This window comes from Simiduia aestuariiviva, from assembly GCF_014192475.1.
Classification (GTDB): Bacteria; Pseudomonadota; Gammaproteobacteria; order Pseudomonadales; family Cellvibrionaceae; genus Simiduia; species Simiduia aestuariiviva.
Genome location: NZ_JACHXZ010000003.1, coordinates 479617 through 506167, shown reverse-complemented (window position 1 = coordinate 506167; position 26551 = coordinate 479617). Strand labels below are relative to the sequence as shown.

28 protein-coding genes are annotated in these 26551 nt (G+C 54.8%); 21 read left to right on the top strand and 7 right to left on the bottom strand.

Annotation, left to right across the window (positions count from 1 at the left end):
• Positions 1-121 precede the first annotated feature (121 nt).
• From hisC to FHS30_RS11925, 16 genes are all read left to right on the top strand, one after another.
• Positions 122-1192 carry a histidinol-phosphate transaminase gene (gene hisC / locus FHS30_RS12000; protein WP_183910715.1) on the top strand — a complete coding sequence of 357 codons (1071 nt, stop codon included), beginning with the start codon at positions 122-124 and terminating at the stop codon, positions 1190-1192.
• An 89-nt stretch (positions 1193-1281) separates the two neighbouring features.
• Complete coding sequence (locus tag FHS30_RS11995; RefSeq protein ID WP_183910714.1) at positions 1282-2655, top strand: SLC13 family permease; 1374 nt, start codon at positions 1282-1284, stop codon at positions 2653-2655.
• 28 nt (positions 2656-2683) lie between these two features.
• Positions 2684-4189, top strand: a complete 1506-nt coding sequence (locus FHS30_RS11990) for an alpha/beta fold hydrolase (RefSeq protein ID WP_183910713.1) — start codon at positions 2684-2686, stop codon at positions 4187-4189.
• A 60-nt stretch (positions 4190-4249) separates the two neighbouring features.
• On the top strand, positions 4250-4693 hold the full coding sequence (locus FHS30_RS11985; RefSeq protein ID WP_183910712.1) for a DUF2141 domain-containing protein: 444 nt from the start codon (positions 4250-4252) through the stop codon (positions 4691-4693).
• A 149-nt stretch (positions 4694-4842) separates the two neighbouring features.
• Entirely contained in the window at positions 4843-5262 is a 420-nt protein-coding gene (locus FHS30_RS11980) for a hypothetical protein (protein ID WP_183910711.1), read from the top strand.
• A gap of 50 nt (positions 5263-5312) precedes the next feature.
• Positions 5313-5696 (top strand): DUF3224 domain-containing protein, encoded by a 384-nt coding sequence (locus FHS30_RS11975; RefSeq protein ID WP_183910710.1) that lies wholly within the window; start codon positions 5313-5315, stop codon positions 5694-5696.
• Between the two features lie 108 nt (positions 5697-5804).
• Positions 5805-6278, top strand: a complete 474-nt coding sequence (locus FHS30_RS11970) for a DUF6265 family protein (RefSeq protein WP_183910709.1) — start codon at positions 5805-5807, stop codon at positions 6276-6278.
• Positions 6279-6580: 302 nt separating this feature from the next.
• Complete coding sequence (locus tag FHS30_RS11965) at positions 6581-6832, top strand: hypothetical protein (protein WP_183910708.1); 252 nt, start codon at positions 6581-6583, stop codon at positions 6830-6832.
• A 355-nt stretch (positions 6833-7187) separates the two neighbouring features.
• The gene (locus FHS30_RS11960; protein WP_183910707.1) at positions 7188-7721 is read left to right on the top strand and encodes a nuclear transport factor 2 family protein; all 534 of its coding nucleotides are present in this window, start codon (positions 7188-7190) and stop codon (positions 7719-7721) included.
• A complete protein-coding gene (locus FHS30_RS11955; RefSeq protein ID WP_183910706.1) occupies positions 7718-8977 on the top strand; it encodes an efflux RND transporter periplasmic adaptor subunit in 1260 nt (419 codons plus the stop codon). Before FHS30_RS11960 ends, FHS30_RS11955 begins: the two co-directional genes overlap by 4 nt.
• A gap of 45 nt (positions 8978-9022) precedes the next feature.
• Positions 9023-9739: an ABC transporter ATP-binding protein gene (locus FHS30_RS11950; RefSeq protein WP_183910705.1), complete on the top strand. Its 717-nt coding sequence runs from the start codon at positions 9023-9025 to the stop codon at positions 9737-9739.
• Between the two features lie 8 nt (positions 9740-9747).
• The gene (locus tag FHS30_RS11945) at positions 9748-11052 is read left to right on the top strand and encodes an ABC transporter permease (protein ID WP_183910704.1); all 1305 of its coding nucleotides are present in this window, start codon (positions 9748-9750) and stop codon (positions 11050-11052) included.
• An 11-nt stretch (positions 11053-11063) separates the two neighbouring features.
• Positions 11064-12272 carry an ABC transporter permease gene (locus FHS30_RS11940; RefSeq protein ID WP_183910703.1) on the top strand — a complete coding sequence of 403 codons (1209 nt, stop codon included), beginning with the start codon at positions 11064-11066 and terminating at the stop codon, positions 12270-12272.
• 124 nt (positions 12273-12396) lie between these two features.
• Positions 12397-13740, top strand: a complete 1344-nt coding sequence (locus tag FHS30_RS11935) for a sigma-54-dependent transcriptional regulator (RefSeq protein ID WP_183910702.1) — start codon at positions 12397-12399, stop codon at positions 13738-13740.
• Positions 13741-13765: 25 nt separating this feature from the next.
• Positions 13766-15100, top strand: a complete 1335-nt coding sequence (locus tag FHS30_RS11930; RefSeq protein WP_183910701.1) for a sensor histidine kinase — start codon at positions 13766-13768, stop codon at positions 15098-15100.
• A 147-nt stretch (positions 15101-15247) separates the two neighbouring features.
• Positions 15248-16177: an alpha/beta fold hydrolase gene (locus FHS30_RS11925; protein WP_221197267.1), complete on the top strand. Its 930-nt coding sequence runs from the start codon at positions 15248-15250 to the stop codon at positions 16175-16177.
• Positions 16178-16270: 93 nt separating this feature from the next.
• Here the strand turns inward: FHS30_RS11925 and FHS30_RS11920 are convergent, their stop codons facing one another.
• Genes FHS30_RS11920 through leuS form a run of 5 tightly spaced genes read right to left on the bottom strand, consistent with a single transcriptional unit; the run spans position 16271 to position 21224 of the window.
• Complete coding sequence (locus FHS30_RS11920; protein ID WP_183910699.1) at positions 16271-16711, bottom strand: SRPBCC family protein; 441 nt, start codon at positions 16709-16711, stop codon at positions 16271-16273.
• A gap of 43 nt (positions 16712-16754) precedes the next feature.
• Positions 16755-17147 carry a GFA family protein gene (locus FHS30_RS11915; protein WP_183910698.1) on the bottom strand — a complete coding sequence of 131 codons (393 nt, stop codon included), beginning with the start codon at positions 17145-17147 and terminating at the stop codon, positions 16755-16757.
• A gap of 41 nt (positions 17148-17188) precedes the next feature.
• The gene (gene holA, locus FHS30_RS11910; protein ID WP_183910697.1) at positions 17189-18238 is read right to left on the bottom strand and encodes a DNA polymerase III subunit delta; all 1050 of its coding nucleotides are present in this window, start codon (positions 18236-18238) and stop codon (positions 17189-17191) included.
• Entirely contained in the window at positions 18219-18734 is a 516-nt protein-coding gene (locus FHS30_RS11905) for an LPS-assembly lipoprotein LptE (RefSeq protein WP_183910696.1), read from the bottom strand. The genes holA and FHS30_RS11905 overlap by 20 nt, the downstream gene beginning before the upstream one ends.
• 24 nt (positions 18735-18758) lie before the next feature.
• A complete protein-coding gene (leuS, locus tag FHS30_RS11900; protein WP_183910695.1) occupies positions 18759-21224 on the bottom strand; it encodes a leucine--tRNA ligase in 2466 nt (821 codons plus the stop codon).
• A gap of 140 nt (positions 21225-21364) precedes the next feature.
• On the opposite strand from leuS, the gene FHS30_RS11895 reads away from it, so the two are divergent.
• The 5 genes from FHS30_RS11895 to FHS30_RS11875 all read left to right on the top strand — a co-directional run bounded on the left by FHS30_RS11895 (position 21365) and on the right by FHS30_RS11875 (position 24156).
• Positions 21365-21817, top strand: coding sequence for a zinc ribbon-containing protein (locus FHS30_RS11895; RefSeq protein ID WP_183910694.1), 453 nt, complete (start codon positions 21365-21367; stop codon positions 21815-21817).
• A 2-nt stretch (positions 21818-21819) separates the two neighbouring features.
• Entirely contained in the window at positions 21820-22782 is a 963-nt protein-coding gene (locus FHS30_RS11890) for a GGDEF domain-containing protein (protein WP_183910693.1), read from the top strand.
• Between the two features lie 215 nt (positions 22783-22997).
• Positions 22998-23375 carry a hypothetical protein gene (locus tag FHS30_RS11885; RefSeq protein WP_183910692.1) on the top strand — a complete coding sequence of 126 codons (378 nt, stop codon included), beginning with the start codon at positions 22998-23000 and terminating at the stop codon, positions 23373-23375.
• 74 nt (positions 23376-23449) lie between these two features.
• Positions 23450-23869 (top strand): hypothetical protein, encoded by a 420-nt coding sequence (locus tag FHS30_RS11880; protein ID WP_183910691.1) that lies wholly within the window; start codon positions 23450-23452, stop codon positions 23867-23869.
• A 44-nt stretch (positions 23870-23913) separates the two neighbouring features.
• Positions 23914-24156 carry a CDGSH iron-sulfur domain-containing protein gene (locus FHS30_RS11875; protein ID WP_183910690.1) on the top strand — a complete coding sequence of 81 codons (243 nt, stop codon included), beginning with the start codon at positions 23914-23916 and terminating at the stop codon, positions 24154-24156.
• Here FHS30_RS11875 and lnt read toward each other — a convergent pair.
• On the bottom strand, positions 24153-25667 hold the full coding sequence (gene lnt / locus FHS30_RS11870; RefSeq protein WP_183910689.1) for an apolipoprotein N-acyltransferase: 1515 nt from the start codon (positions 25665-25667) through the stop codon (positions 24153-24155). The genes FHS30_RS11875 and lnt overlap by 4 nt on opposite strands.
• Positions 25668-25671: 4 nt before the next feature.
• Positions 25672-26523 carry a CorC family transporter gene (locus tag FHS30_RS11865; protein WP_183910688.1) on the bottom strand — a complete coding sequence of 284 codons (852 nt, stop codon included), beginning with the start codon at positions 26521-26523 and terminating at the stop codon, positions 25672-25674.
• Between the last annotated feature and the right edge of the window lie 28 nt (positions 26524-26551).

Here is a 26551-nt window from a genome sequence, read left to right as displayed (position 1 = left end):
ATGGCGATGTGAAGCGGCCAGTATAGCGAGTGGGCACGAGCACTGCGCGCACCATCAACTTTGGTAGCGGCATGGGATATACTCGGTGCCTTTCTCACACCTCTAAGATAGATGACACGCCATGACCGACACCCGCAGATTGTGGAGCGAGGCCGTCAACCGGCTTGAGCCCTATGTGCCCGGCGAACAGCCCAAGGCCCAGAAGCTGATCAAACTCAATACCAATGAAAATGCGTTTCCGCCGTCGCCAGCGGTACATCGCGCCTTAACCGCCGCCGAAGTGGATCGTTTGCGCCTGTATCCCGACCCCAATTCGCAAAAGCTCGTTAATACCTTGGCCGATTATTATTGCCTGACGCCCGATCAAGTATTTGTGGGCAACGGTTCGGATGAAGTGTTGGCGCACGCGTTTTATGCATTTTTTCAACAGGCCCAGCCGCTACTGTTCCCCGATGTTAGCTACAGTTTTTACCCCGTATACTGCAACCTCTACGATATCCGTTTTCAAAAAGTGCCGCTGCGTGAAGATTTTAGTTTGGTGGTGGATGATTATTTGCAGCCCAATGGCGGCATCATCTTCCCGAATCCCAATGCGCCCACCGGTATGGCAATTCCCTTGGCCGATATTCGTCGCTTGTTAATCGCCAACCGCGACAGCGTGGTGCTCATCGACGAGGCCTATGTGGATTTTGGTGCTGAATCCGCCGTGAGTTTAATCAATGAATTCGACAATTTATTGGTGGTGCAAACCACATCGAAATCTCGCTCGTTGGCCGGGCTGCGCTTGGGGTATGCGTTGGGCTCGGCGGGATTGATCGAGGCACTGGGGCGCGTTAAAAACAGTTTTAACTCCTACCCAGTGGATCATTTAGCTGAAGTTGCCGCGGTCGCTGCGTTTAACGACGACGACTACTTTCAGAACGCCTGCACGCAGGTAATCGCCACGCGCGCTTACACAGTGGCTGAGTTAAAGGCATTGGGTTTTGACTTGTTGCCCTCGCAGGCCAATTTTGTGTTCGCAAAACCACAGGGCCAGTCGGCCAAGGCGGTCTTTGATGCCTTGCGCGAGCGTTCGATTATCGTGCGCTATTTCGATAAGCCCCGCATTGGGGACTACTTGCGAATAAGCATTGGTGCTCAGTCGGATATGGAGGCGTTAATAGCTGCCCTTAAGGACATTGCGCCCCACTGAGTGAAAAACTGCTCAATCGCACGACCGTAGTTTCAGCTATGGTTTGTGGCCATTGAGGCAATAGGTGGATACCAAAGAGCATAACAATAATGAATCATTTCAAAATGCACCTGCTCTGGTTGGCGCCGGTGTTGGGTGCGCTACTTGCGTATGTCATGGGGGCCTATGGTTGGCAAACGCCGGCCTGTTTAACCGCGGGTTTGACCCTGGTGTGTGGCCTGTGGTGGATTTTTGAGCCCATCCCCATTCCGATTACGTCACTCATTCCGCTCGGCATTTTTCCACTGCTCGGTATTTTAAATGGCGAGCAGGTCGCGCAGGCCTATGGTTCGCCGTTGATTCTATTACTGGCCGGTGGCGCAATGCTGTCGAAGGCGATGGAAAAAAGCGGTGCGCACCAACGCCTGGCCATGGCCATGGTCCGCTTGTGCGGTGGTAGCAGCTATCGGCGCTTGGTGTTTGGGTTTATGTTGGCCAGCGCATTTCTGTCCATGTGGATTTCCAATACGGCGACAGTGCTTATGTTGTTGCCCGTTGCGCTGGCGGTGATCGAGCGGGCACACGACAAGCAGTTTTCAATTCCATTGCTATTGGGCATCGCCTATGCCGGCAGTATTGGCGGTTTGGGCACGCCTATCGGAACGCCGCCCAATGTCATTTTTCTGCAGGTTTACGCAGATTCGACGGGCGAAACCATTTCATTTTTGGGTTGGATGATGAAAGCCTTGCCTGTGGTCGTGGTGCTGTTGCCGTTGGCCGCGTGGTGGTTAACGCGCAATTTATCCGCTGGTGCAGAATTAACACTGCCGCAACCCACCCAGTGGCGCACCTCAGAGAAGCGCGTGCTGTGGGTGTTTGGACTAACGGCCTTGGCATGGATGACGCTGACTGAACCTAGCGGCGGCTGGAAGGCGTGGCTGGATTTGCCCACTGCCAACTACGCTGCGGTGGCCTTTACCGCGGTGATCGCGCTGGCTATGTTGCCCGACGGTGAAGGCGGCCGACTGCTCGACTGGGAGCACGCCAGCAAAATTCATTGGGGAGTATTGATTCTATTTGCCGGGGGTATCGCGCTGGCTTCTGCGTTTACCGCCACGGGATTGTCTGCGGCCATTGGCGCAAAACTCGGTGCACTTGCGCATATTCCCGTGTGGTTGTTGGTGCTGTGCGTGGCGTTAACCGTCACATTTTTAACGGAAATCACGAGCAATACCGCCACCGCCACCCTGTTAATGCCCATACTGGCCGCTGCCGCCATCGGCGCCAACATTGATCCTTTGTTGTTGATGTTGCCCGCGGCACTCTCAGCCAGTTGTGCATTCATGTTGCCGGTTGCCACGGCACCTAATGCCATCGTTTTTGGTACCGGTGAATTTACCGTCGCACGCATGGCGCGGGAAGGTTTTGTCATTAACTTGATGGGCGCGGCTGCTATCACCGCAGTGCTCGTTGCAATGCAGTAATGGCCTGTGGCCCATTTAAGAGAGTGAGATGAAGCAAACCGCCATCGGACGCTGGGTCGCGAGTGCCCTATTGTTATTGTTTGTTGCAGAGCCACTGTCCGCGCAATCGTGGTGGGATGAGGTGAGCTCACAGGTGGGGGCCGCGGCGCAACAGGTATCGAAGCAATTAGATGCCTGGCATTCAGATGCGCCGCAACAGCCTGTGGCGAGAGGCAAGGGGCTGCCGGTTGATGGAATAAACGGTGTTCAATACACAGTGTTTGTGGAGCCCATCTTTAATGCCGAGATACTTATTGTGCAGGCCGGGATGGCCAATACCCAAACCGTGGTATTGATCCACGGTCTGGGGCAAAGCGGACACTTGGATTGGCGCCATCAAATCGCGTTACTCGCGCAAAATTATCACGTGTTGGCGTTGGACTTACCGGGCTTTGGTTATTCGGGCGTCCCTGAAGGTCGCTATAGTCCAACCAACTATGCTGCCGTTGTGAAAGCCGCAGTGGACAAATTCAGCAAAAACACCCCGATAATCGTCGGGCACTCCATGGGCGGCGCCGTGAGTTTGCGCTACGCAGCGCAATATCCCAGTCAGTTGCGGCGGTTGGTGTTGGTTGATGCCGCGGGAATTCTCGAGCGCACTGCGTTTGTAAAACACATGGGCTATGCCGGCGTGGGTGATGAGGCGTGGCCAACAGAACTCCGCGCTGCCATGGCGAAGCTAAAAGATTTTGGTGGATCGCTGGTTGAGTGGGGTACATTTAACGATCCAACCACCGAATTACAGCGCAGCAATATGGCGTGGCGCATGCTGATGACGAATGCGCCGAATACCAATGCCGGCTTAAGTTTGGTGAATGAAAACTTTGCTAACGCTGTGTTCGAAGTGCAAGTGCCTACAAATCTTATATGGGGTGCGAGGGACAATGTGGCACCCTTGAGAACGGGCAAGCTGTTAGCTGCGCAGATGCCGCGCGTAAATTTACACATATTGCCTGACGCTGGGCACGTGCCTATGGTCAGTCATTCTGCGCAATTTAATGACATCCTCATGCAGGTGTTGCTAACTGAACCGCCAGCGGCCACCCACAAGTCCTCGTTGATGCCTGGCACTCGAGATCTGCATTGCAAGGGTGAAGCCTCTCGGCGTTATAGCGGTCAATATCGACACATCGTCATTGAAAACTGTACCAATATTGAATTGCACAATGTCAGCGCAGAATCTCTGACAATCAAACATTCGTTGGTCGTCGCAGAAGACATGCACATCGCATCGACCGGCACGGCACTGTCTTTGACCGAGTCGGTGCTCACAATGACCAACGCTGAGATTAACGCAGTCATCGGTATATCGTTGGAAGCTAGCCGTTTAGATGCGGCGGGTCTGCAATTGCGCGCTAGAAATATCGCCGTCAGGGCGGGCACGAAATCCCGGTTGGTGGCCTCGGTCAGCCAGGTGACATCGCCGGCCTATTCGGGGGTACTTCATGGCAGTTTTGATTTGTCCGCGCAATTGTTGTTTTCTACGGACAAATAGTTCTCTAAATTGTTATAACCGTAATCAAATAGACAGCGTGTTAATACACAAGGAAGCGCCATGCGGCAACATGTTTCGAAATTTTTAGTTGCTGGTTTCCTAGCGCTTCAGACAATTGCGGTGCAGGCCCAAGTCACATTGGTGTTTGCTGGGGTGGCATCTGGCCAGGGTCAAGTGGCAATCAGTGTGTGGGATTCAGCAGGCAGCTACTTAAAGCGGCCCTATTTAGCCAAGCGCTTTTCTGTGGGCACTGTGATTGATGGTGAATTGCAGGTTCTACTGCAGGAACCTTTACCCAAATTTTGCGTAGTCAGTGCCTATTACGATAAAAACAACAACGGCGAACTCGACACTAATTGGCTCGGCGTACCGCTGGAGGCGGTGGGCACAACCAATGATGCGCAGGGCAAGTTCGGTCCACCCAGCTATGCTGCAGGTTTGGTAGAAATCACGGGTGGCGCACAGGTATTACATATTCCATTGCGATATGTTTTAGGCGATTAGTGCACCCCACTTCCTGCACAGTCGATGACCTTGATTAATTTTCTGATTTGCAGTGTGGTAAAGGTTAGCGTTAAATCAATGGGGGTGTCTGAGCTGGCTATCGGTATTACGTAGTCGTTGCTTTAAATAACACACAATTTGAGTGTTTAATGAAAACAATAATTCGAAATGTTTTTGCGTTGGTGGGTGGGCTAGTTTTTGGCAGTGCAGTGAATATGGGGCTGATCATGGCGGGTAGTGCTTTGGTGCCACCGCCTGCGGGTGTGGATACGTCCAATATGGACGCGCTGGCGGCTGCTCTACCCCTATTTCAGCCCGAGCACTTTGTTTTTCCATTTTTAGCCCATGCGATCGGCACCTTGGCGGGCGCCGCATTGGCGGTAAACATTGCAGCCTCGCACAAATTTGTCTTTGCCATGGTGGTGAGCGTCGCTTTTCTTGCAGGCGGTGTAACCAATGTGATCATGCTGCCGTCACCCCTTTGGTTTAGCATCTTGGACTTAGTGGTGGCCTATCTACCTATGGGCTTGCTAGCCTATAAATTGTTCGCGCCCAAGGCGCCGGACTAATGCCTTAGGGTGTCCCTATCATTTACGGTAATTGAAAAAAGGATTTAATGATGAAAGAAATCAAGGGCGATTTTTCTGTACAGCTGACGCCTCAAATGGAAGACCCCGTGCCGGTGGGGCGACTCCTTATCGACAAAACCTACACTGGCCCCTTGTCTGGTTCGGGAAAAGGTCAAATGCTCAGCAAGCGCACCGCGCAGGAGGGCTCAGCGGGCTACGTAGCACTGGAAGAGTTTGTGGGTGAGGTTGAGGGAAAGGCAGGCAGCTTTACCTTAATGCACGTCGGCGTCATGTCCGGTGGCCATTCGGAATTAAAGGTGCAGATTGTGCCCGACTCAGGCGCGGAAGCATTGGCGGGAATTTCGGGCGCTATGGAAATTGACATTGCCGACGGCAAGCACAGCTATCGATTCAGCTATTCGCTGCCGGAGTGAGGCGTTGGCGAGGGCGGCAACCGTAATTAACGGGTTAACGAATTAACGGGTTCGCTGCTTTAGCTTTGGGTCTAGTATCACCATCTAGAGAACTAACGGGGGTCAATTGTGAACATAGTTAATGTGAAACCTGCCTTATTGCTTTGCGGTTTTTTGTCGGCCACCTGTTTTGGTGCAACTCCGTGTAGCTCACTGACGGCGCTGGAGGGCTTGGTAGGTGTTTGGGAGTCGCGCAGCGGCGATCAATTGTTTCGCGAGCGCTGGACACAGGTCAGTGAGGATACGTTTGAAGGGCAGGGCGAGGCCTACACTGAGAATGCACCGCAGAGCTCGGAGTCGCTGCGACTGCTGAGTATGTCCAATCAAGTCTTTTACCTCGCCAAAGTAAACCACAATCCGCTGCCGGTTGCCTTTGTCTTGTCATCCTGTGCGGCCAACACCTTTGTATTTGAAAATAGCGGTCACGACTTCCCTAAACAAATCACCTATAGATTGACCGGGGACGCTCAATTGAGCGTGCATGTGAGTGACGGTAAGGACAAAGGTTTCACGCTCGATTTTATTCGAGCAGGCAATCACTGAGTCATACCGCTGATCTGAACGGCGGGGCGCTGGTTGCGTTGGTTCGGCTCGATCCTATTAATGTGCGGTCACCCATATCGTCCGACCGGACACTTAGCGTCCGTCAATATTGAATAATCAGGTTTTATCTCACCGCTTTTGCGCGCTTTTGTGCTGAAGTCCCCGTAATCCCACCTTATTAACGATTGGCATGAATGCTGCAATACGCTCAATGGCGCGGTGAAGTAGATTTACCGTGCAGCGCTGCGAACTCTGGATGCAGCGCGCATTATTTTGCTGCCGATAGTTATAGGGATGTCCGTATGGGAATTCGCGAAGCGCGCCTCACCAGTTTGCTACCGAAAAGATTCGGCTTGCTCATGCTGTGTGTATTTGCGGCTTGTTTAGGGTTGGTTCATTTTGACGAGCAGCTCTCGCAATGGCATCAGGATCAGCGGCAGGACGCCGTGGTATACCGTATCGAAACCGGCATTTTCAGTCGCATGCAGCGTCGAGTGTCTAGCCGCGAGCAAGGCGTGAGTCGTTCACCTGCTCGCTGTTCCCGCCCTGGGTGAGTGCGCGCTTTATGCACACATAGTTTCGCAATGCGTTTTCCTGCATCGCAGCCGCTGGCTGCATTGATGTGCTGTTAGAACCTTCCTGCGTTTCGTATTTTTCGCTGGCCAATCTGTCTTTTGTTCGTCGCACTTTTGAAAGCGGAGTCGCTTTTCACTGCTGCGAAAAGTGTCCGCAGCGGACACTTATCCGGTGCGCGGACACAATGTGGGCCCTAGCGGACACTGCAGGTGATATGGCTACGGTCAGAAATGTTTCTATCTCATTGTTTTTATTAGTTAATTTTATTCTGGCACAGCGCGTGCATTGACACTGCAAAGAGCCAGTTTTGGCAAAGTGGATAAGGCAATAACTATGAAATGGAATCTTGCAACGGCATGCGTATCAATTGTCGCCTTGGGTATGGCCTTCAATAGCTGGGCCGATGCACTAACCGAGCAAATGCGCGCGCTCGATGCGCAACTCTTCGACAGTTTCAATCGATGTGCGGAGCCAGCCCAGTTAGCCAAGCACGGCAGCTTTTTTGCCGTTGATGTTGAGTTCTACCACGACCAAGGCGGGGTGACCTGGGATAGAGCGTCCATGCTCGCCAATACCCGCGACAACGCTTGCGGTAACTACACCCGACACATTCAGGCTGAAACTTTTCAGGCATTTCCGATCGCAAACTTTGGCGCAATCACGCGCGGTGTGCACGGTTTTTGTAAGCGGGGCGCCGATGGCTGTGAGGGGCAGGCCGACTTCGTAATCGTGTGGCGGCAGCAGCCCGAGGGCTGGCGCGTCACTCGCGTATTGAGTTTCGCCCATCGCGCCACATCGCAAGGTGCAGCACCGCAGCGCACGGAATCTGTGATAAACGCATCTCAGGCAACAGGAGCTAGCCAATGATTCGCGATACCAGCGGTCAGGATCGGGTATTGGCCCCCAGTCGACGTCAACAGCTGCGCCCGTTGTTGTTGCTCGGCGTGGGTGTGTTGTGCGTCAGTGGTTTAGTGTGGGCAGGGCTCGGCGGTGGTGGTGCAAGCAAATCAATGGCAGCCGACGAATTACGCTTTTCCCGATTGACGCAAGGCACCTTGGTGCGCGACGTGGCCACCAGCGGAAAAATTGTTGCCGCTAATGCCCCCATTTTATACAGCACGGAGGCGGGCGTGGTGACGCTGTTGCGCAACCCCGGCGACACTGTCGCGCAAGGAGATGTGCTGGCCATCGTCGACAGCCCTGAATTGGCCAACGCGTTGCAACAGCAACAATCGGTATTGACGGGTATGGAAGGCGAGCTGGCGCGCGCAAAACTCAATGCCCGCCGCGATCAGCTAAAGGCCAACCAAGCCTTGGATATGGCGGCGGTGGATCGCGATGCGGCGCAGCGGGAAAATCGACGCGCCGAGCAGCTTATGGTGAACAACCTCATCAGTAAAATGGATTTAGAGAAAAGCAAAGACGATTTGTACAAAGCCCAACTGTTATTTGAGCACGCAAAGCAAGAAGCGCAGCTCACCAAAGATACCTTGAGTTTTGAGCTTGAAAATAAAGCGCTAGAAGTCGAGCGTCAGCAGTTGGTTATTGCCGAGTTGCAGCGCAAAGTTGCGGCCCTAAATATAACTGCCCCGATGGACGGCATTATCGGCAACTGGCTAACCGAGCAAAAAGCCCGCTTGGCAGCCAGCCAGCCGGTGCTAACGGTGGTGAGCTTGACAGACTTTGAAGCGGAACTTGCGGTGCCAGAAACCTACGCAGATGAACTGGGTTTAGGCATGGACGTGGAGCTCAATATAGGTGGCACCACAATTCTGGGGCAGTTGGCATCCCTGTCGCCTGAAGTGCGCAACCGCGAAGTGACTGCGCGGGTGCGCTTTGAACATGACGCTGGGCTGAAGTTGCGCCAAAACCAACGATTGTCGGCGCGCATCTTGTTAGAGCACCGCGCCAATGTGCTGATGGTGTCACGCGGGGCGTTTTTGTCGAGTGGTGGCTCTGTGGCCTATGTCAGACAGGGCAATCGGCTGTTGCGCATTCCAGTAGAGCTGGGCGCGCGCAGTATGAGCCATGTGGAAGTTATTGCCGGCGGCAGCGCGGGCGACGAATGGGTGGTGTCTGATCTGCAGGTGTTCGATGGCGCCAGTGAAGTTCAAGTCAATTAAATTACCAAACGACCGCAACGCGGCCGAATCAATAGGGAAAGCACTATGTTGTCTATGAAGAATATTAGCAAGGTTTACCAGAGCGAGCTGGTGGAGACCCATGCACTAAGGGAATTCAATTTGCAGGTGTCTGAGGGTGAGTTTGTGGTGGTGACGGGGCCATCGGGTTCCGGTAAAACAACCTTTCTCAATGTTGCGGGTTTGTTAGAGGGCTTTAGTCAGGGTGAATACTTGCTTGATGGCGTCGACGTATCAAGCGTGAGCGACAACGAAAGCGCTCGCATTCGCAATGAAAAAATCGGCTTCATTTTTCAGGGCTTTAATTTAATTCCCGACTTGAATCTCGCTGAAAATATCGAGGTGCCACTGCGCTATCGCGGGTTTGACAGCAAAGAGCGCAAGCGCCGCGTCGAGCAGGCACTAGAGCAGGTGGGGCTCGCCTCCAGGCTAAAGCATTTGCCTCCACAACTCTCCGGTGGTCAACAGCAGCGCGTTGCCATTGCCCGGGCCTTGGCTGGCGAGCCCCGATTTCTATTGGCGGATGAGCCCACCGGTAACCTAGATAGCTTGATGGCGCGTCAGGTGATGGAGCTTTTGGAAAATATAAATCAAGCGGGAACCACCATCATCATGGTAACGCACGACCCTGAGCTAGCGCGCCGCGCACAGCGCAACGTGCAAATTGTCGATGGGCAGGTGTGCGACTTTACCTCCTACCAGAAGAGTCGCTCGACGACTTCCACCACTGCTGAACCAGCGTAGGAGGCACTATGTTTTTTTACTATCTCGACATGGGCTGGCGCAGTATTCGTAAGACACCGGTGCTGTCGGCCCTGATGGTGCTGGCGATTTCCATTGGTATCGGTATTACTATTACCTCCCTGAATATTTACCAGGTAATGGCCTTTAACCCCGCTGCCGAGCGCAGCGATCAGTTGCACGCGGTGCAACTGTGGAGTCAGGGGCCGGATACCTGGGATGACTACAGCACCATAATCACTTATCAAGATGCCATGCATCTGCGCACCGGTGCTATTCCGCGCGCGCAGGCGGCGATGTTTCGCACCGGGCAGGCGATTCAAAGCGATAACCCCGATGTGCTACCGGAGTTGCGCAGCGTGCGTGTAACCGACAGCGGGTTCTTTAGTTTATTCAGTGTGCCGTTTTTACACGGTGGCGCCTGGACTGAAGTCGTTGATCAACAGCCGGCCTATGAAATCGTGATCGGCAAGGCCGTTAGTCAAAAGTATTTTGGCAAGGTTAACAGCGTCGGTGAGGTACTTTACCTAAATCGCAAGCCCTATCAAGTTGTGGGCGTTATCGATGACTGGAATCCGTCCCCCAAGTACTACGACCCAACCAATGGATCGTTTAACGATGCTGAGAGTTTGTTCGTACCCTTTTCACTCGCACCGGTTGAGGAGTTTGCGGTGTGGGGCAATACCAATGGATGGCAGTTCGAACCCATGGTGACCTATGGCGATCGCCTTGTCTCTGAAAAATCCTGGGTGCTGTTTTGGGCCGATCTGGCCGACGAACAGGCACGCGAAGATTATCGGGCATGGATTCAAAGTTATATCGAACAACAGCAGGAAATGGGTCGGTTTACCGACACGGCCAAAGCCGACGTGCAGCTCGCGGATGTGGCCAAGTGGCTCGAGGTCAACAAAGTACTGCGCAAGGACAATAAGATTTTGGTGGCTTTGAGTGCATTGTTTTTATGTGTGTGCCTGGTCAATATTCTTGGCTTGCTGCTGACGAAATTTCTCAAGCGCGCGCCCGAAGTGGGGGTGCGTCGGGCCATCGGTGCCAGCCGCAGACAGATTTTTGCCCAGCACATGGTGGAAGTCACGTTGATCGGCTTGCTGGGGGGAGCCTTGGGGCTGTTGTGGGCCTGGGGCTTGCTGCATGTACTAACAGAGCGTTTTCATATGGACGATGCGCTGACCCGGCTCGATGCCACCCTGTGGTTTATCACCCCGAGTATTGCCATGGGTGCGGCCCTGTTGGCCGGACTGTATCCGGCGTGGGTAATTTGTCGGACGCAACCCAGCGTCTATTTGAAGAGCCAATAGGAGGGCTGAGCATGCGCAATATTAAACCGATCATCAGCAGTTTGCTGCGTTCAAAAAGTGGCCCGGTGTTGCTGTTAACCCAGATTGTGTTATCCGTGGCCATTGTTGCCAATGCCAGCTTTATCATCAGTGAGCGCCTGGCATTGATTGATCGCCCCTCCGGTATCGCCGAGGCACAGGTGCTGAGTTTTCGCGTGTACAATTTCGATCCAGCGATGGATTTACGCAAACAGAACCAACAGGATCAGCTGATTCTGCGCGACTTGCCAGGCGTTATCGCCGCCACATCCACCAACATGGTGCCGCTGAGCGGCAGCGGTTGGGGCGATCGCTATGTCGATGGTCCCGATCCAGAGACCGCTAAATCACTGCCTGGCTTTTCGTTTTATATGGGTAATGAACACATGCTCAACACCTTTGGTGTCAAGCTTGTTGAAGGTCGCAACTTTTATCCTGAAGAGATAAAAATGGGCCCGGCGGCGAAATCTCAGACGGCGTTAATTACCAAGTCTATTGCCGAGGCGCACTGGGGCGACGAGTCGCCGCTGGGGAAAGTTGTCTACCAGCAGGATATCGCCATTACCATTGTGGGTGTGATCGAGCGTCTGCAGGGAGCTTGGGTTGACAGCTCAAATTTTGAATACAGTGTGATTCAAGCGGTGGATTTCGGCGGTGCAATGAGCAGTACCACCTATCTGGTGCGCGCTAAGCCGCAGGATATCGCGCAATTGAAATTGGACATTCCAAAGGCCCTGCACTTGGAAAATCCCAATCGCGTCATCGATGAATTTTACACAGTGGCGGAGCACCGCGGGCATTCCTACAGCAATCATGAGCTGATGGCCGCATTGTTGAGCGTAATGATTGTATTGCTGCTGCTCATCACGTCGTTGGGATTGACGGGCATGGTGATGTTCAACATTCAGCGCCGCACCAAGCAAATTGGCACTCGCCGAGCGCTGGGCGCGCGCAAGGCCGACATCGTGTGGTATTTCTTAACTGAAAACTACGTGATTTGTGCCGCTGGCGCAGTGATCGGTGTGGTGGCTGCGAGCCAACTGGGGCAACAGCTCATGAATCACTACAGCCTGCCGCAACTGGCGTGGCAATACCCTGCGGTAACGGTGTTGGGGTTGTTTGTGGTCACTACGTTGGCGGTGATCCTGCCGGCGCGGCGGGCCGCAGATATTCCGCCGTCGCTGGCAACCCGCAGCGTTTAGCGGCGTGGTAAACTCCCACGCAACACAGTAAGACCCACCGGCAGTTCAGTTGCCGGTGGGGTTTTTCAATACAATAATGGACGCTTGCTCTGGCTGGGTTGCTAGAGGGAGATAGAAGGAACCCATGGACCCCATTCTCATTGTCGATGACAACCACGCCATTTGCCGAGCACTCGAGTTGATGCTGGAGTTGCACGGTTATCGCGCCTGTTCAGTGCACACTCCGCATGACGCGCAGGCGTTTTTGTCTAAACAAGATGTTGCGCTTGTTATTCAGGACATGAATTTTAGTCGCGATACCACGTCAGGTGTGGAAGGCCGCGATTTATTCTTTGCGCTGCGCGCCCAACAACCGAACGTACCCATTATTTTGCTCACCGCATGGACCGAATTAGCAATGGCCGTGGCGCTGATCAAAGAGGGAGCCGCAGACTATCTAGGCAAGCCCTGGGATGACGACAAATTACTCAATACCGTCGCGAACTTGATTCGCCTGCGTGAATTAGAGGCCACCAACAGCCAGCTGGCGCGCATCGAACGCGATCGTCAATCGGCCTTTGCTGAGCGAGATTTGTGTGGCGTTGTGTTTGCCAGTGGCGCCATGCAGCGCACGCTGGATTTAGCCATTCAAGTGGCGCCAGCAGACGTATCGGTATTGATCACCGGCCCGAATGGCGTGGGTAAGGACAAAATTGCCAATGTGATTCATGCCAATTCGCCCTTGCGCGATAAACCGTTTATCAAAGTAGATGTTGGTGCCTTGCCATTGGACTTGATGGAGGCCGAGTTGTTTGGTGCCGAGGCCGGCGCATTTACCGGCGCCCAAAAAACCCGCATTGGCCGTTTTGAAGCCGCCGACGGTGGCACCTTATTTTTGGACGAGATCGGCAACCTACCAATGTCGGGCCAAATGAAATTATTGCGCGTATTGCAAACGGGTGAATTTGAACGCTTGGGCAGCCATAAAACCCGCACCGTAAATGTGCGCGTGTTGAGTGCGACCAACAGCAATCTGACGCAAGCAATCGCCGAGGGCAAATTTCGCGAGGATTTGTACTACCGGTTAAACGTCATCAATTTGCCCATTGCGCCCCTGTCAGAGCGGCGCGATGATATTTTGCCACTGGCGCGCCGTTTTTTGGGCGAGCGCTGGCAGCTCACAAAGCCCGTGCAACAGGCATTGCTTGCGCATCACTGGCCGGGCAATGTGCGCGAGCTGGAAAATGCCTGTAAGCGCGCCTCGCTCTTGGCGCAGGGTGAAGAATTGCAGGCAGAAGATTTTGGCTTGAAAGCCGCCGCCGGCGTGACCGAGGCCAGCATCAATTCATCATCGAGTGAGCCCAGTGCTGCCGAGATAGAAGCCGCGCTGCTACAGCACAAGGGCGTAGTGGCGCGCGCGGCAAAGGTATTGGGCCTGAGCCGGCAGGCGCTGTATCGGCGTATGGAAAAATTTGGTATTCAGTCTTGATCATTGCCGTTGGGGGCAGACACTAATGGGGGCATGGCGATTATCGCTAGCGGTGCGGCTGACTGCGGTTTGCGTATTGTGCTCGGCGCTCGGTACATTGTTGGCCATAGCGCTCGCGGGGAATTGGGTTGACGTCACGGGCTGGCACAGCGGCGCTTTGATAATCGTACTTTTGTTGGCGGGTTCAGTCACGGCATTCTGCTGTTACCGACTGCTGCGGCCGCTGTCGCGAACACTCGATGCGCTCACGCTCGGGCTGTTAAATTTCCGAGATAACGATTTCAGCGTGTATGTGCCCCAACAGTCGGAACCCCAGTTGGCCGACTTGGTTAAGGGCTTTAATTGCGCGGCAGAAAAAATGCGCGTGGAGCGACAATATATTTATCAACGTGAATTGTTGTTGGATAAGGTTATCCAAAGTTCACCCAATGTCATGCTGCTGCTAGATGACCATCAGCGGGTGATCTACGCCAACGACGCCGCCCGCCATTTTTTCAATGAAGGCCATCGAATTGACGGTGCGCAATTAGACAGCTTGTTAACATCTACGCCCTCTGAACTGGCCAATGCGCTGCGCAATGGCGGCGAAGGGCTGTTCAGTTTGGGTGAGGAGGAGGTAGAAACCTGGCACCTAGGGCGCGGGCAGTTTTTATTGAATGGCCAATACCATCATTTGGTATTGCTGAAACACATGACGCGCGAACTAAGTAGGCAGGAAGTGGCGGTGTGGAAAAAAGTCATTCGTGTAATAAGCCATGAGCTGAACAATTCATTGGCCCCTATAGCGTCGATGGTGAACTCGGGCAAGCAATTGATTAGCGATACCGATGAACCAAAGTTGCGACTCATTTTTGATACCATCGAAGATCGCGCCAAGCACCTCAATCAGTTTATTCACGGCTATGCGCGCTTCGCAAAATTGCCCCTGCCGCGCCGCAGTGTCATCGATTGGCCCACACTGTTGGCCCAGCTAGCAGAGCAGTGTACCTTTACACTCATATCGGACCTACCCCATAAGCCTGTGTCTCTGGATCGTGCGCAAATCGAGCAGGTGTTATTAAATCTATTTAAAAATGCCAGCGAATCGGGCTCGTCGCCCGACGAAATTACCTTGGCGCTACAGGAAGAAGTACGAGATGGTCGCGCTGGCATTGGCCTAATATTGGCCGATCGCGGGGCTGGTATGTCGAGCGACGTTTTGAGCCAAGCGCTACTGCCATTCTATTCCACCAAGCAATCGGGCACGGGGTTGGGGCTGCCCCTGTGTCGAGAAATTGTTGAAGCCCACGACGGCCACTTGAGTTTGCAGAATCGAGAGCAGGGCGGGTTGAGTGTGCATATTTGGCTGCCAGTGAGTTAATGGCGCGAGCTGTAGGTTGGGTGATGTAACCCGTTTCTGGAATAGGAAAAATTACACAGCACTTAGTGCAGGATCAACGTCAAACGGTCTGATTTTTTTGAAATTTTGGTTTTGTCACACATGTTTTTCCCAGGGGGATGCATTGCAATGGGTTGGAAGTTGATGTTGGGACTACTGCTGGCTTTTATTGCATTGATCGGCATCACCAGTTGGGCACCTGACGTTTCTCTTAGTGAGCTCTCTAAACAATACGCCAAGCCACCCTCTCAGTTTGCTGAAATCAATGGGCAGCGATTACACCTGCGTGACGAAGGGCCAAAAGAAGATGATTTGCCCATCGTGTTACTGCACGGCACCTCAGCTTCGCTGCATACCTGGGACGGTTGGGCTACCGAGCTGCAATCCAGTCGGCGTGTGGTGCGTTTCGATCTGCCTGGGTTTGGCTTGACGGGTCCGTCAGTAGATGCCGATTACAGCATCGAGTATTACGCGGCTACAGTGGTGGGCGTGCTGGATGCATTGGGCATTGAGCGCTGTATTTTGGTGGGCAATTCACTGGGCGGTTATGTGGCGTGGGTAGCTGGCTTGCAGTATCCAGAGCGCGTGGAAAAATTGGTACTCGTGGACTCTGCAGGCATCCCATTTGAATCGGCATCCGTACCGCTCGGATTTAAATTGGCGCAAATAGAATCGCTGCGGTGGGTGACAGAACGCTTCTTGCCGCGAGCGCTCATCGCCGCGAGCGTACGCAACGTCTATGCCGACAGTACGCGGGTGACAGATCAGATCATCGATCGCTACTACGATCTAACCCGTCGCGCCGGCAATCGACGCGCACTGATCGCCCGCTTCCAGCAAACGCAGCCCAGCGCTTTGGCTGAGCGCCTAGGTGAGCTGACGCAACCCACATTGATTCTCTGGGGCGACCACGATCGCCTTATCCCGCTTTCGGTGGCCGAGGTGTTTAGTAAAACAATACCTGACAGCCAATTGATCGTGCTACCCAACGTGGGGCATGTTCCACAAGAAGAGGTGCCAGCGCAATCACTGCGGGCGGTCAGGGCATTTTTAGATTAGTTATTTCGCTATACTATCGCCAGCGAAAACGCCTGCAGTGAGTTTTTCTGGTCTTTGTGCCGAGAGTGAATAATTTTCCCTCAACACTATCAACTAGTGTTCCTGTTCTGCAAAATTCTTGAAGCTTTCCATAAACCTCAGTGACTCTTTTCTAAAAGCCCTGGGCATGATCAGCATGATTAATTTCATCATGAATTTATCGCTTTTGAATTCGGTGTGCGCAATCCATCGCGTCTTAGTGTTGTCGATATCAACAAACACGTTTTGCACTTCGTTCCACATGCCGTCGGTTTCGTAAGTACCATCAAATTGCTCCGGTAGATTCCTCGCGGTAATGGTTTCAATCAGTTCGCAAGTCTTGCTGCCTTGCTGGAGGACAAACTTTGATTGCGCACCTACCTGCCCCGGCTCGCCGCTCAGATGGGTAAAGCTCACAAGGTTAGGCATCCACTTTTGCAGATTGTCGGGATTATCAAATAACGCAATCACTTTGGTTCTAGGGAGATTTATTTCAATTTCGACGGTGTATTTCATGTTGGCTTCTCCTTTTTGTATTGCGAATTACGTTTTTAAACGTTCATTCCGACAGGTGCTTCAGCGCCCCCGCATTGGCTTCCCAGTTTTGCCCGTCGAAATCTTCGATGGTGACCTGAGCGGGTTGGATGGTGAGGCAGTGCAGGTTGACGGAGAAACCGTCTGGATTTGAGCGCGGGGTGTAGAAGGGTTTGACGCCACAGTGTTTGCAGAAGGTGTGTTTGGCAACGCCGGTGTTGAAGGTGTAGGTGGTGAGGTCTTGCTCGCCCTGAATCAGTTCGAAGCGATGGGCGGGCACGATAACGTGTACAAAACCCACACTATTGCACATGGAGCAATTGCAGCGCTGGGCGCTGATGGCATTTGGAAGCAATACTCTGGCTTGCACGGCACCGCAATGACAGCGGGTGAGGTGGGGCGTGAGTGATTCTGTCATGGCGATTTCCTTTTGTTTTTACGCGCGCATGCAGAAATCTACTACAAACTTAAACTCATGCGGGTGTTTGCCGGTGACAAGCTGCGCACGCCGGCGAGATGTAATACTAAATCTAGCAGTTCATCCCAGGGTTCGGCGTTGCGCATGCCTTTTACCGCGCGATCTATGCCGTTGGCTTTGCGCAGTAGTGCGTCGAGTTCTGCAGGGCGCAGGCGGCCCAAGGCGTTTTTCACCAGACCTTTGCGGCTGTCCCATACGCCCGCTTGTTTGCAGGCCCAATCAAAATTGCTGCCGTTAGCGGCGCCGTAGGCGACGTTGATTAAGCCGCGAATTTCGCGCGCGAGCGCCCATAAAATGGCCAGCGGTTCGGTGCCTTCACCGCGCAACCCCTGCAGGTTGCGAACCGCGCCTTGGGCGTCGCCCATGAGTGCGCGGTCCACCAAGCCAAAGACGTCATAGCGCGCCGAGTTGGCCACAACATTGGCTAACATCTGCGCAGTGACTTGGCCGTCTTCGGCGAGTAATTTTAATTTTTCAATTTCCTGTGCCGCGGCTAATAGATTGCCCTCTACGCGCGTGGCCAGCATCTCGATAGCGGCACGGTCGGCATTGAGCCCCGCTTGATTGAGCCGCCCGTTGAGCCACTGGGGCAATTGTGCCGCATTGATCGGCCAAATTTGCACAAAGGCACCGGCCGTTTCTAGCGCACCAAACCACTTGGCTTTTTGACTGTTGCGATCGAGTTTGGGCAAGACTACGAGTAGCAAATTATCATCGGGGGGATTTTGCGCGTACTGCTGTAGCGCTTTGCCGCCCTCTGCGCCCGGCTTGCCATTGGGAATGTGCAGCTCGATGATTTTCTTATCGGCAAACAGCGACATGCTGGCCGCGGCGTTAGTGAGCTGGTGCCATTCAAACTGGTTGTCGGCTTGATAGCGTTCGCGCTCGCTAAACCCCTGCGCGCGCGCAGCGGTGCGCAGCGCGTCACAGGCTTCTTGCACCAACAAGGCTTCGTCGCCACTGACGACGTAGATAGGTAGCAGATTTTTCTTGAGGGCCGCGCCCAGTTGTTCAGGGCGCAGGCGTGCCATTGGCATCCTTTGCTGCAGTACGCGCCAAGAAACTCAGGCGGCGAATCAGTTGGCTGGCGAGGTCTTGGGTCATTTCTCCGCGCACTAAATTGCCTTCACTGGCGGAGCCCAGAACTTCACCGGAATCGAAGTTGACGGTGCGCATTACTTGTACCTGACCGGGCGTGCCGATGAGTTGACCACCTTGGTTTCGGAATTCAAATTGGGCACTGCTGGTGTATTCGTACTGGGCGGCTAAGGCGTCGCTTCCGAGCGCCGCGGTGCGGCTTTCTTGACGTTCATCGCTGACCGCCAGTGTATAGGGGCTGTTGCTACTGACGCTGACGCCATTGGCCTCCAGCTGACGCACCAGCGCGTCTTTGAGCGCCGGGCTGGCCCCTTGAATGTCGATGGAGGTCAAGTCGGCCGGCAAGTTGAGTGAGCCGCGCAGATGCCAGCCACAGGCTGTGACCAGTGATAAACAAAAAACTGCGAGCGCTAAACTGATTTTTTTCATTGTTGTTCCCGTTGCTGCTGCGCGTTATTTCACCGCAAAGGTCACCAGTTTGCCTGGAATGACTTTACACATTTTAATTTCGACGCCGTCCAAAAACTTTTGCACGTTTTCGTTGGCTTTTGCCAAGGCAATGATAGTGTCGTTGTCGGCATCGGCGGCCACTGTAATTTTGGCGCGCACTTTACCGTTAATCTGCACCACTAATTCCAGTTCGCTTTTAACCAGCGCGCTTTCATCTAGCGTCGGCCAGCCGGCGTCGAGCAGGTTGTCTGCGTGGCCCAGGGCTTGCCATAGCTGGTGGCACAGGTGCGGCACGATGGGCGCTAACAATTGCACGGCGGCGATCAAGGCCTCGCGCTCAACCGCCAAATCCTGGTCGGCTTTGCGATCGAAGCGCGACACGTCGTTGAGCAATTCCATGACTGCGGCAATGGCCGTGTTAAAGGTTTGGCGACGACCATAGTCGTCGCTGACTTTGGCGATGGTCTCATGGGTTTTGCGGCGCAAATCTTTTTGTGGCCCAGTCAATGCGGCCACATCCAGCGCCGGTGCCGCGCCCGCTTGCTGGTGGGCGTACACCGCCTTGTAGAGCTTGCGCAAGAAGCGGTGCGCACCTTCCACACCGGCGTCGTTCCACTCCAGCGATTGCTCCGGTGGTGCGGCGAACATGGTGAACAGGCGCACGGTGTCGGCGCCGTATTGGTCGATCAATTCTTGCGGGTCGACGGTGTTGCCCTTGGACTTGGACATTTTGGTGCCGTCTTTCAACACCATGCCTTGGCACAATAAGCGTTTGAAGGGTTCATCGCCGCTTACCAAGCCCTCGTCGCGCATCAATTTGTGAAAGAAGCGCGCGTACAGCAGGTGCAGGATGGCGTGTTCGATACCCCCCACGTACTGGTCCACCGGCAGCCAATAATCGGCCGCAGCTTTGTCGATCATGCCACCGTCGAAATTGGCGCAGGTGTAGCGCGCGTAATACCAAGACGACTCCATGAATGTGTCGAAGGTATCGGTTTCGTGTTCGGCGGGCTGGCCGTCAATTTCTGTTTTGCGCCAGTTTTCGTCTTGCTTAATGGGCGAGTGAACGCCATCCATGGTGACTTCTTCAGGCAACAACACGGGTAGGCGCGAAGCCGGCACAGGAATTTCTTGGCCGCCGTTTAAATACATCACTGGAATGGGCGAGCCCCAATAGCGCTGGCGCGAAACGCCCCAATCGCGCAGGCGGAAATTGGTGGTGATTTTGCCTTTGCCGGCACTTTCTAATTTGGCGGCGATGGCGTCGAAGGCGGCTTGAAAATCCAGCCCGTCGAACTCCCCGGAATTGATCAGCACGCCTTTTTCGACGATGGCCGCTTGGGATAAATCGCCTTCGCCCTCAATCACTTGGGCAATGGGCAGGCCGTATTTTTGGGCGAATTCAAAATCCCGCTGATCGTGCGCGGGCACGGCCATCACTGCACCTGAGCCGTAATCCATCAACACATAGTTGGCGACCCATACGGGCACTGGCTCACCGGTGAGCGGGTGCAGGGCGGTAGCGCCGGTGTCGAAGCCTTTTTTCTCCATGGTGGCCATGTCGGCTTCGGATACTGACTGCACTTTGCACTCGGCAATAAACGCGGCCAAGGCCGGGTTATTTTCCGCCAGTTTTTTACTGATGGGGTGTTCGGCGGCCAAGCTTACGTAGGTGACGCCCATGAGGGTGTCTGGGCGGGTGGTGTAGACGTCGAAGGCGGTGTGATCACCCACGGCTTCGGCCAGGGTAAAGGTCATGTCGACGCCTTGACTCTTGCCAATCCAGTTGCGCTGCATGGTGCGCACTTGCTCGGGCCACTCGTCGAGCTGGTCTAAATCATTGAGCAGTTGTTCGGCGTAGTCGGTGATTTTGATAAACCACTGGGGTATTTCTTTGCGCTCCACCTTGGTGTCGCAGCGCCAGCAGCAGCCATCGATAACCTGTTCGTTGGCCAGCACGGTCATATCGTTCGGGCACCAGTTCACCGCCGACACTTTTTTGTAGGCCAGCTTCTTTTCGATCAAGCGCGTGAAGAACCACTGCTCCCACTTGTAGTAATCGGGCTTGCAGGTGGTGACTTCGCGACTCCAGTCAAAGCCAAAGCCCAAGCGCTTGAGCTGGCCGCGCATGTAATCGGTGTTGGAATAGGTCCAGGCTGCCGGTGCCGTTTTGTGTTTGATTGCGGCGTTTTCTGCGGGCAGGCCGAAGGCGTCCCAGCCCATGGGGTGCAGCACGTTTTTGCCCTGCATGCGCTGGTAGCGGGCGATCACATCACTGATGGTGTAGTTGCGCACATGGCCCATGTGCAGCTTGCCACTGGGGTAGGGGAACATGGACAGGCAGTAGAACTTTTCACGGCTGCTGTCTTCGGTGACATTGAAGCTCTTGCGAGATTCCCAGAAGGCTTGGGTGTCGGCTTCAATCTGGCTGGGATGATAGTGTTCGTCGAGTGGCAGGTTAGTTGTCACGATGGGCCTATACTTACTGATGATGAGTGCGGCGCGAACTGCGCAAAGCGGCCAATTATAGGGCCTCGCCCGTCAGAATGGTACGGCGAAGGCGCAGGTGAGTGAAATTGCGCCGGGCCGGTAAAACAGGAGGAGTCAGCATGCAAGATCATCACAAGCCCGGGCCAGAGGAATCGGACCTGGGGCAGCAGTTGGGCGAGGCGGTGAGCGAGGAGATTGGCAGCTTGGTGCGCTTGGAATTAGCCGCAGAGCAAATGTTAGAAGACGAGGCCGCACTGGCTGGCGCCTATCTCAAGGATGATGTTCAGCAGGCCAAAACCTACTTGGCGGAACTCCGTGCCGAATTGTTGATGCTGGAGTCCCGCGCCGTGCACTGGCTGCTCGAGGCCGCCGACCCCACCCAGCGCGACTGGTTGCGACTTCATTGCCACATTAGCCACGGCGAACAAGTGGCCATGGCCGGTGAGGTGGTGCACGACAGTCGCCTGCAGTGCTTGGCGTGTCAGGCGGTGACCTTGGCCAAGGGCACGGTAACTCTGGGGCCCTGTCAGGCCTGCGGTTGTGACCTATTTCAGACCCTGACGGCGCACTAACTATGTTGCAAGATATCCCCATTGCTCAGCTCATGTCGCGCAGGCTCACTTGCGTGGCACCTGTAGAAACGGTGCAAAATGCAGTAAATATCATGCGCAATCGCGGAGTGTCCTGTCTGTTGGTCAAAGACGATGGCCGCATGGTGGGCATTGTCACCGAGCGCGACCTGGTCACCCATTTTGATGCGTTGTTGGCCCGGGGCCTGTTGGACTCGGCGTCGCTGGGCGTGGTGTCTGCCATCATGGCCGAGCAGCCCGTCACCGTGCATTACAACGACAGTTTGGTGGCCGCCCTGCAAACCTGCCTGGCCAAATCCATCCGCCATCTACCGGTTTTGAATGATGCAGGCGATTTAGTTGGCGTGGTTACTCAAACGGATATTGTGCGGGCCTACGCGCACATTTTAGAGCGCCAGCTAGCGCTTGAGACCGACAATGAGCGATTGAAAACCTTGAGCTTGGTGGACCCACTCATGGGCATTGGCAATCGACGGGCCATGGAGCGGGATTTGGGCCACACACAGGCGGCGGCCAAGCGCACGGGCTCAGCCTACGGGTTGGCGCTGTTAGATATCGATTGGTTTAAACGCTACAACGACCACTACGGACACCAGATGGGCGATGAAGCGCTGCGGGCGGTGGCCAAAGCCATTGCCGCAACGCTACGACAGGGAGATCGCCTCTACCGGTATGGCGGCGAAGAATTGATGTTGCTACTGCCCGATACCGATGAACAGGGAGCCCTGCAGGCGGCGGAGCGCGCGCGGGCCGCGGTGCAGGCGTTGCAATTGCCGCATGTGGAAAGCCCTCTGGGTGTGCTGACCCTCAGTGGCGGCGCCGCTGCGGGATGCAAAGAGGCTGGCGACAGCCTGATCAGCCACGCTGATACGTGCCTGTACGACGCCAAAGAAGCTGGGCGAAACCGCGTTCTGCTGTATGAGTCCACGGCGCCGTCCACCACCTAAATTCCCGATCTAAACACCGATTTGTTTACTCGGTAACATCTATTTGTCACATATCGAAACGAAAATACGGCCTTTTTTGGAATAAGGGGAAAAGGCCTTGGCTCCGATTTGCTCTATGTTAGACTCCTCCGCCTTAGGGTGTACCTACCGGTGTGTGCGGCGCTTGGCCCGCAATGCCCGGAAAAATAACGATAAAAAGTGTATTGCGATTCGAGATGTACATAAGTAACAGCAATTTCACCCAAGTGGGATTAAACAACCGCATGGGTCAGTCGGTGGCCATCGAAATCATGTGCCATCGCGATGCCAGTACAGATTTGGTTGTTGTGCGAGTAGTGGACGATGTGGGCGCCCGTCAATTGGCGAAGAACATCGAGTACTTTGCCCAGCAATTGCTGAGTCTGTGCGAGAGTGATCCCGCCCGCCTCCAGATCGTGGAGTGGCGCGAGCAAGAATCCGGTGCAAATTTGTGGCGTTGGCGTTTCAACTGGGTGGCGGATTGCCCCTTGGATGCCAAGTTGACGCCTGTAAAGGCAGGACACCACAAGCACGTCAACGGACTACTTAGCAGCCTTGCAATGGCTGCCGCCTGAACGGAATTTGGCAAAGCGCGCCCCAGGGCGCTGATTTAATACTGAGTCAATGTGAGTTTTAGCGGAGTCGTTGTATGAAGCCCAATCTGTTGCCCACCTTATCTACTGTTGAACTGCACGACAAAGCGGGTCTGCCCGTGCAGTTGCAGATTCGACTGTACGAATATCAAGGTAAATATGCGCTGTTCATGTCGGATGCGCCGGCGGCGGCGGTACTGGCGCGCAACGCGGCGACGTTAATCAATCAATTGGCCAATCGCTTGGAGCTGCCGGTGGCCGACACCCAGTTTTTCCGCCACATCTATTTGCCCCATCAGGGCAGTGTGTTCGGCAGTTTCCAGCTCGATTGGCGGCCCAATAACATCATTGGCCACTACACCTTCGCCATGATGACACCGCAGCTAGAGGACTTGGGTATTCGTCGATTCCTCAGCGAGGGGCGCCACGTTCCGGTGTCTTACGCCAAGTTGCGCAATCTCGCCTCGGCCGTATAGGGGACCGGCTATACTGAGCGGGCACCCACACAATGGAGCCCGCCATGAGCCAGCCAACTCGCGCCGCAGATCAACCCTTCGTCATCGACGTGGAAGCCGGCAACACCTATTTTTGGTGTGCTTGCGGTTTGAGCCAGCGCCAACCCTTTTGCGATGGCAGCCACAAAGCGACAGAATTTGTCCCCGTGGCATTCAAAGCCGATAAAAACGAAAAAAAGTTCTTTTGTGGCTGCAAGCAGAGTGCGAGTGCCCCCTTTTGCGATGGCAGTCACAACCGCAAAGGCTAACTGCGCTCGCGGCGTTGCCAGACCAAACCACCTAGCAGTAATGCACACAGCATCATCAGCGGCAGGCTACCCGTGATCATAAAGGGGGTTTGGCCCGCGCGTGGCTGAACGCTACCCGACAGGGTGGTGAGCTCAAATTGGGGCGCTTGGGCGGTGATGTGTCCGCGTTCGTCAATTAGTGCGGAGATACCGTTGTTGGTGGCGCGCAGCACGGGTCGCTGCGTTTCTAAGGCCCGCATCTGGGCCATTTGCAGGTGCTGGATGGGCGCGATAGAACCGCCGAACCAGGCGTCGTTACTGACCGTCAATATGGCGTGGGCATTGCGACTGCCCGCCGCAATCAAATCGGGGTAGACAATTTCGTAACACACTGCTGGCCACACGGGCGATTGGCCGAGCACCAGTGGTTGTTGTTCAGAGGGCCCGCGGTGGAGCACGGACATGGGCAGATTAAAAAACTCAATTAACCCGCGCAGCTGATCCTCAAAGGGCACGTATTCGCCAAAGGGCACCAAACGCTGTTTGTGGTACAGGCCGTGACCTTGGCCGACCACCACCAAGCTGTTGTAGTAGCGCTGAGCCAAAAAGCGGCGACCGGCCTGTTCCACCACCCGGGGTTCATCGACAATCACGCCAGTGACTAAGGCGGTGTGCGTGGCTTGGGCCTGTTCGGCTTGATGCGCTAAAAACGGCTGCGCCTCGCTCAGCAGTGTGGGCAGCGCAGCTTCTGGCCAGATGAGCCAATCGACGGACCAGAGATCGGCGCTGTGATAGACCAACCGATCGTAGGTGGGCTGGAGCCAGTCGGGGTCCCATTTGTGTTCTTGAGGAATGTTGGGTTGCACCATGGCCACGGTGCGCTCGGGGCCGATGGGCTGGGTCCACTCAAGGCTTTGCAGTGGTGTACCCAGTGTCCACACGAGTGCTAGGGCGATAGTTGCCGGCCAGCGGCTTCGGTGGCCAGTGCGAATTAACAGCGGCACTATGGCCGTGGCCGTAAGCAGTAACCCCAAACCATAGATGCCCACTATGGGGGCCCAGCCCGCCAGCGGTGACGCCAAGTGGCCATAACCGATGAAGAGCCAGGGAAAGCCAGTGAACAGCCATGTGCGCAAGCCTTCGTTAAGCACCCACAGCAATGGCAGCGCCCAGAGTGACGGTGCGCCCGGCACATACTTGTGCCACAGCCAGAACGGCAGCGCGAACACTGCCGCAAGAAAGGTGATAAAGATCCCTGTGAGTAGCAGTGCTAAGGGCACGCCCGCTTGGCCAAAGCCATGGATGCTCACGAACACCCAGCTGACGCCAAGACCGTACATGCCCAAGCCGAAGGCGAACGATAGCCCTGCCGTCTGCTTTGGCGCGGCGTGAATGACCGCGAAAAAGGTCATGAGGCCCAATAGCGCTACGGGCCACAGATCGAAAGGTGCCAGCCCCAAGGGCTGACATAAGCCCGCCGCCAGGGCCGCCACCAGGGCGAGGGGCGCGCGCAGGCGCGGGGGCAGCTGCACGACGCTATTGTTCCTCTGGCGGGGTAACGCGCAACAAGTGCAGTTTACGGCTGTCAGAATAGAGCACGGTAAAGCTGTAGCCGTCGATAGTGACCGACTCATTGCGCTTGGCCAGATGGCCAAAGGCATTGAGTACGACGCCGCCAATGGTATCGAATTCGTCCTCGGGGAAGCCGCTGTTGAAATAGGCGTTGAAGTCATCCACGGGGGTCAGTGCACGCACCACAAAGGCGTTGTGTTCTAGTTTACGGATATCGGTGTCGTGATCTTCCTCGTCGGTCTCGTCTTCAATTTCGCCGACGATTTCTTCCAGAATATCTTCGATGGTCACCAAGCCAGAGATACCGCCGTATTCGTCTAGTACCATGGCCATGTGGTAGCGATTTTCACGGAACTCGCGCAGCAATATATTCAGGCGCTTGCTCTCGGGGATCACATTGGCGGGGCGGATGATGGTTTCCAGGCTGAACTCGTCTTTGCCGCCCAACACCAGTGGTAGTAGGTCTTTGGCGAGCAGGATGCCGCGCACATTGTCGGTGGATTCCTCGATCACCGGAAAGCGGGAGTGGCCCGACTCAATAATGCGCGGCAGGAATTGCTCAGGGGTCTCTTCGATGCGCACCACCACCATTTTGGAGCGGGGCACCAGAATGTCGTGTACGCGCTGGTCGGAAACTTCCAGTGCGCCCTCGATGATGTGCAGGGCTTCCTGATCAAACAGATTGCGCTCGGCGGCCTCTTTGATGATGGTCAGCAGCTCGGCGCGGGATGTGGGTTCATTGGTAAATGTATTTAGCAGTTTGCGCAGCCAGGATTTCTCTGACTGCTTCTGACTACTGGGTGGCTCGTCGCTCATGGCGCGGGGTATATCCTTGTGGTTTAAA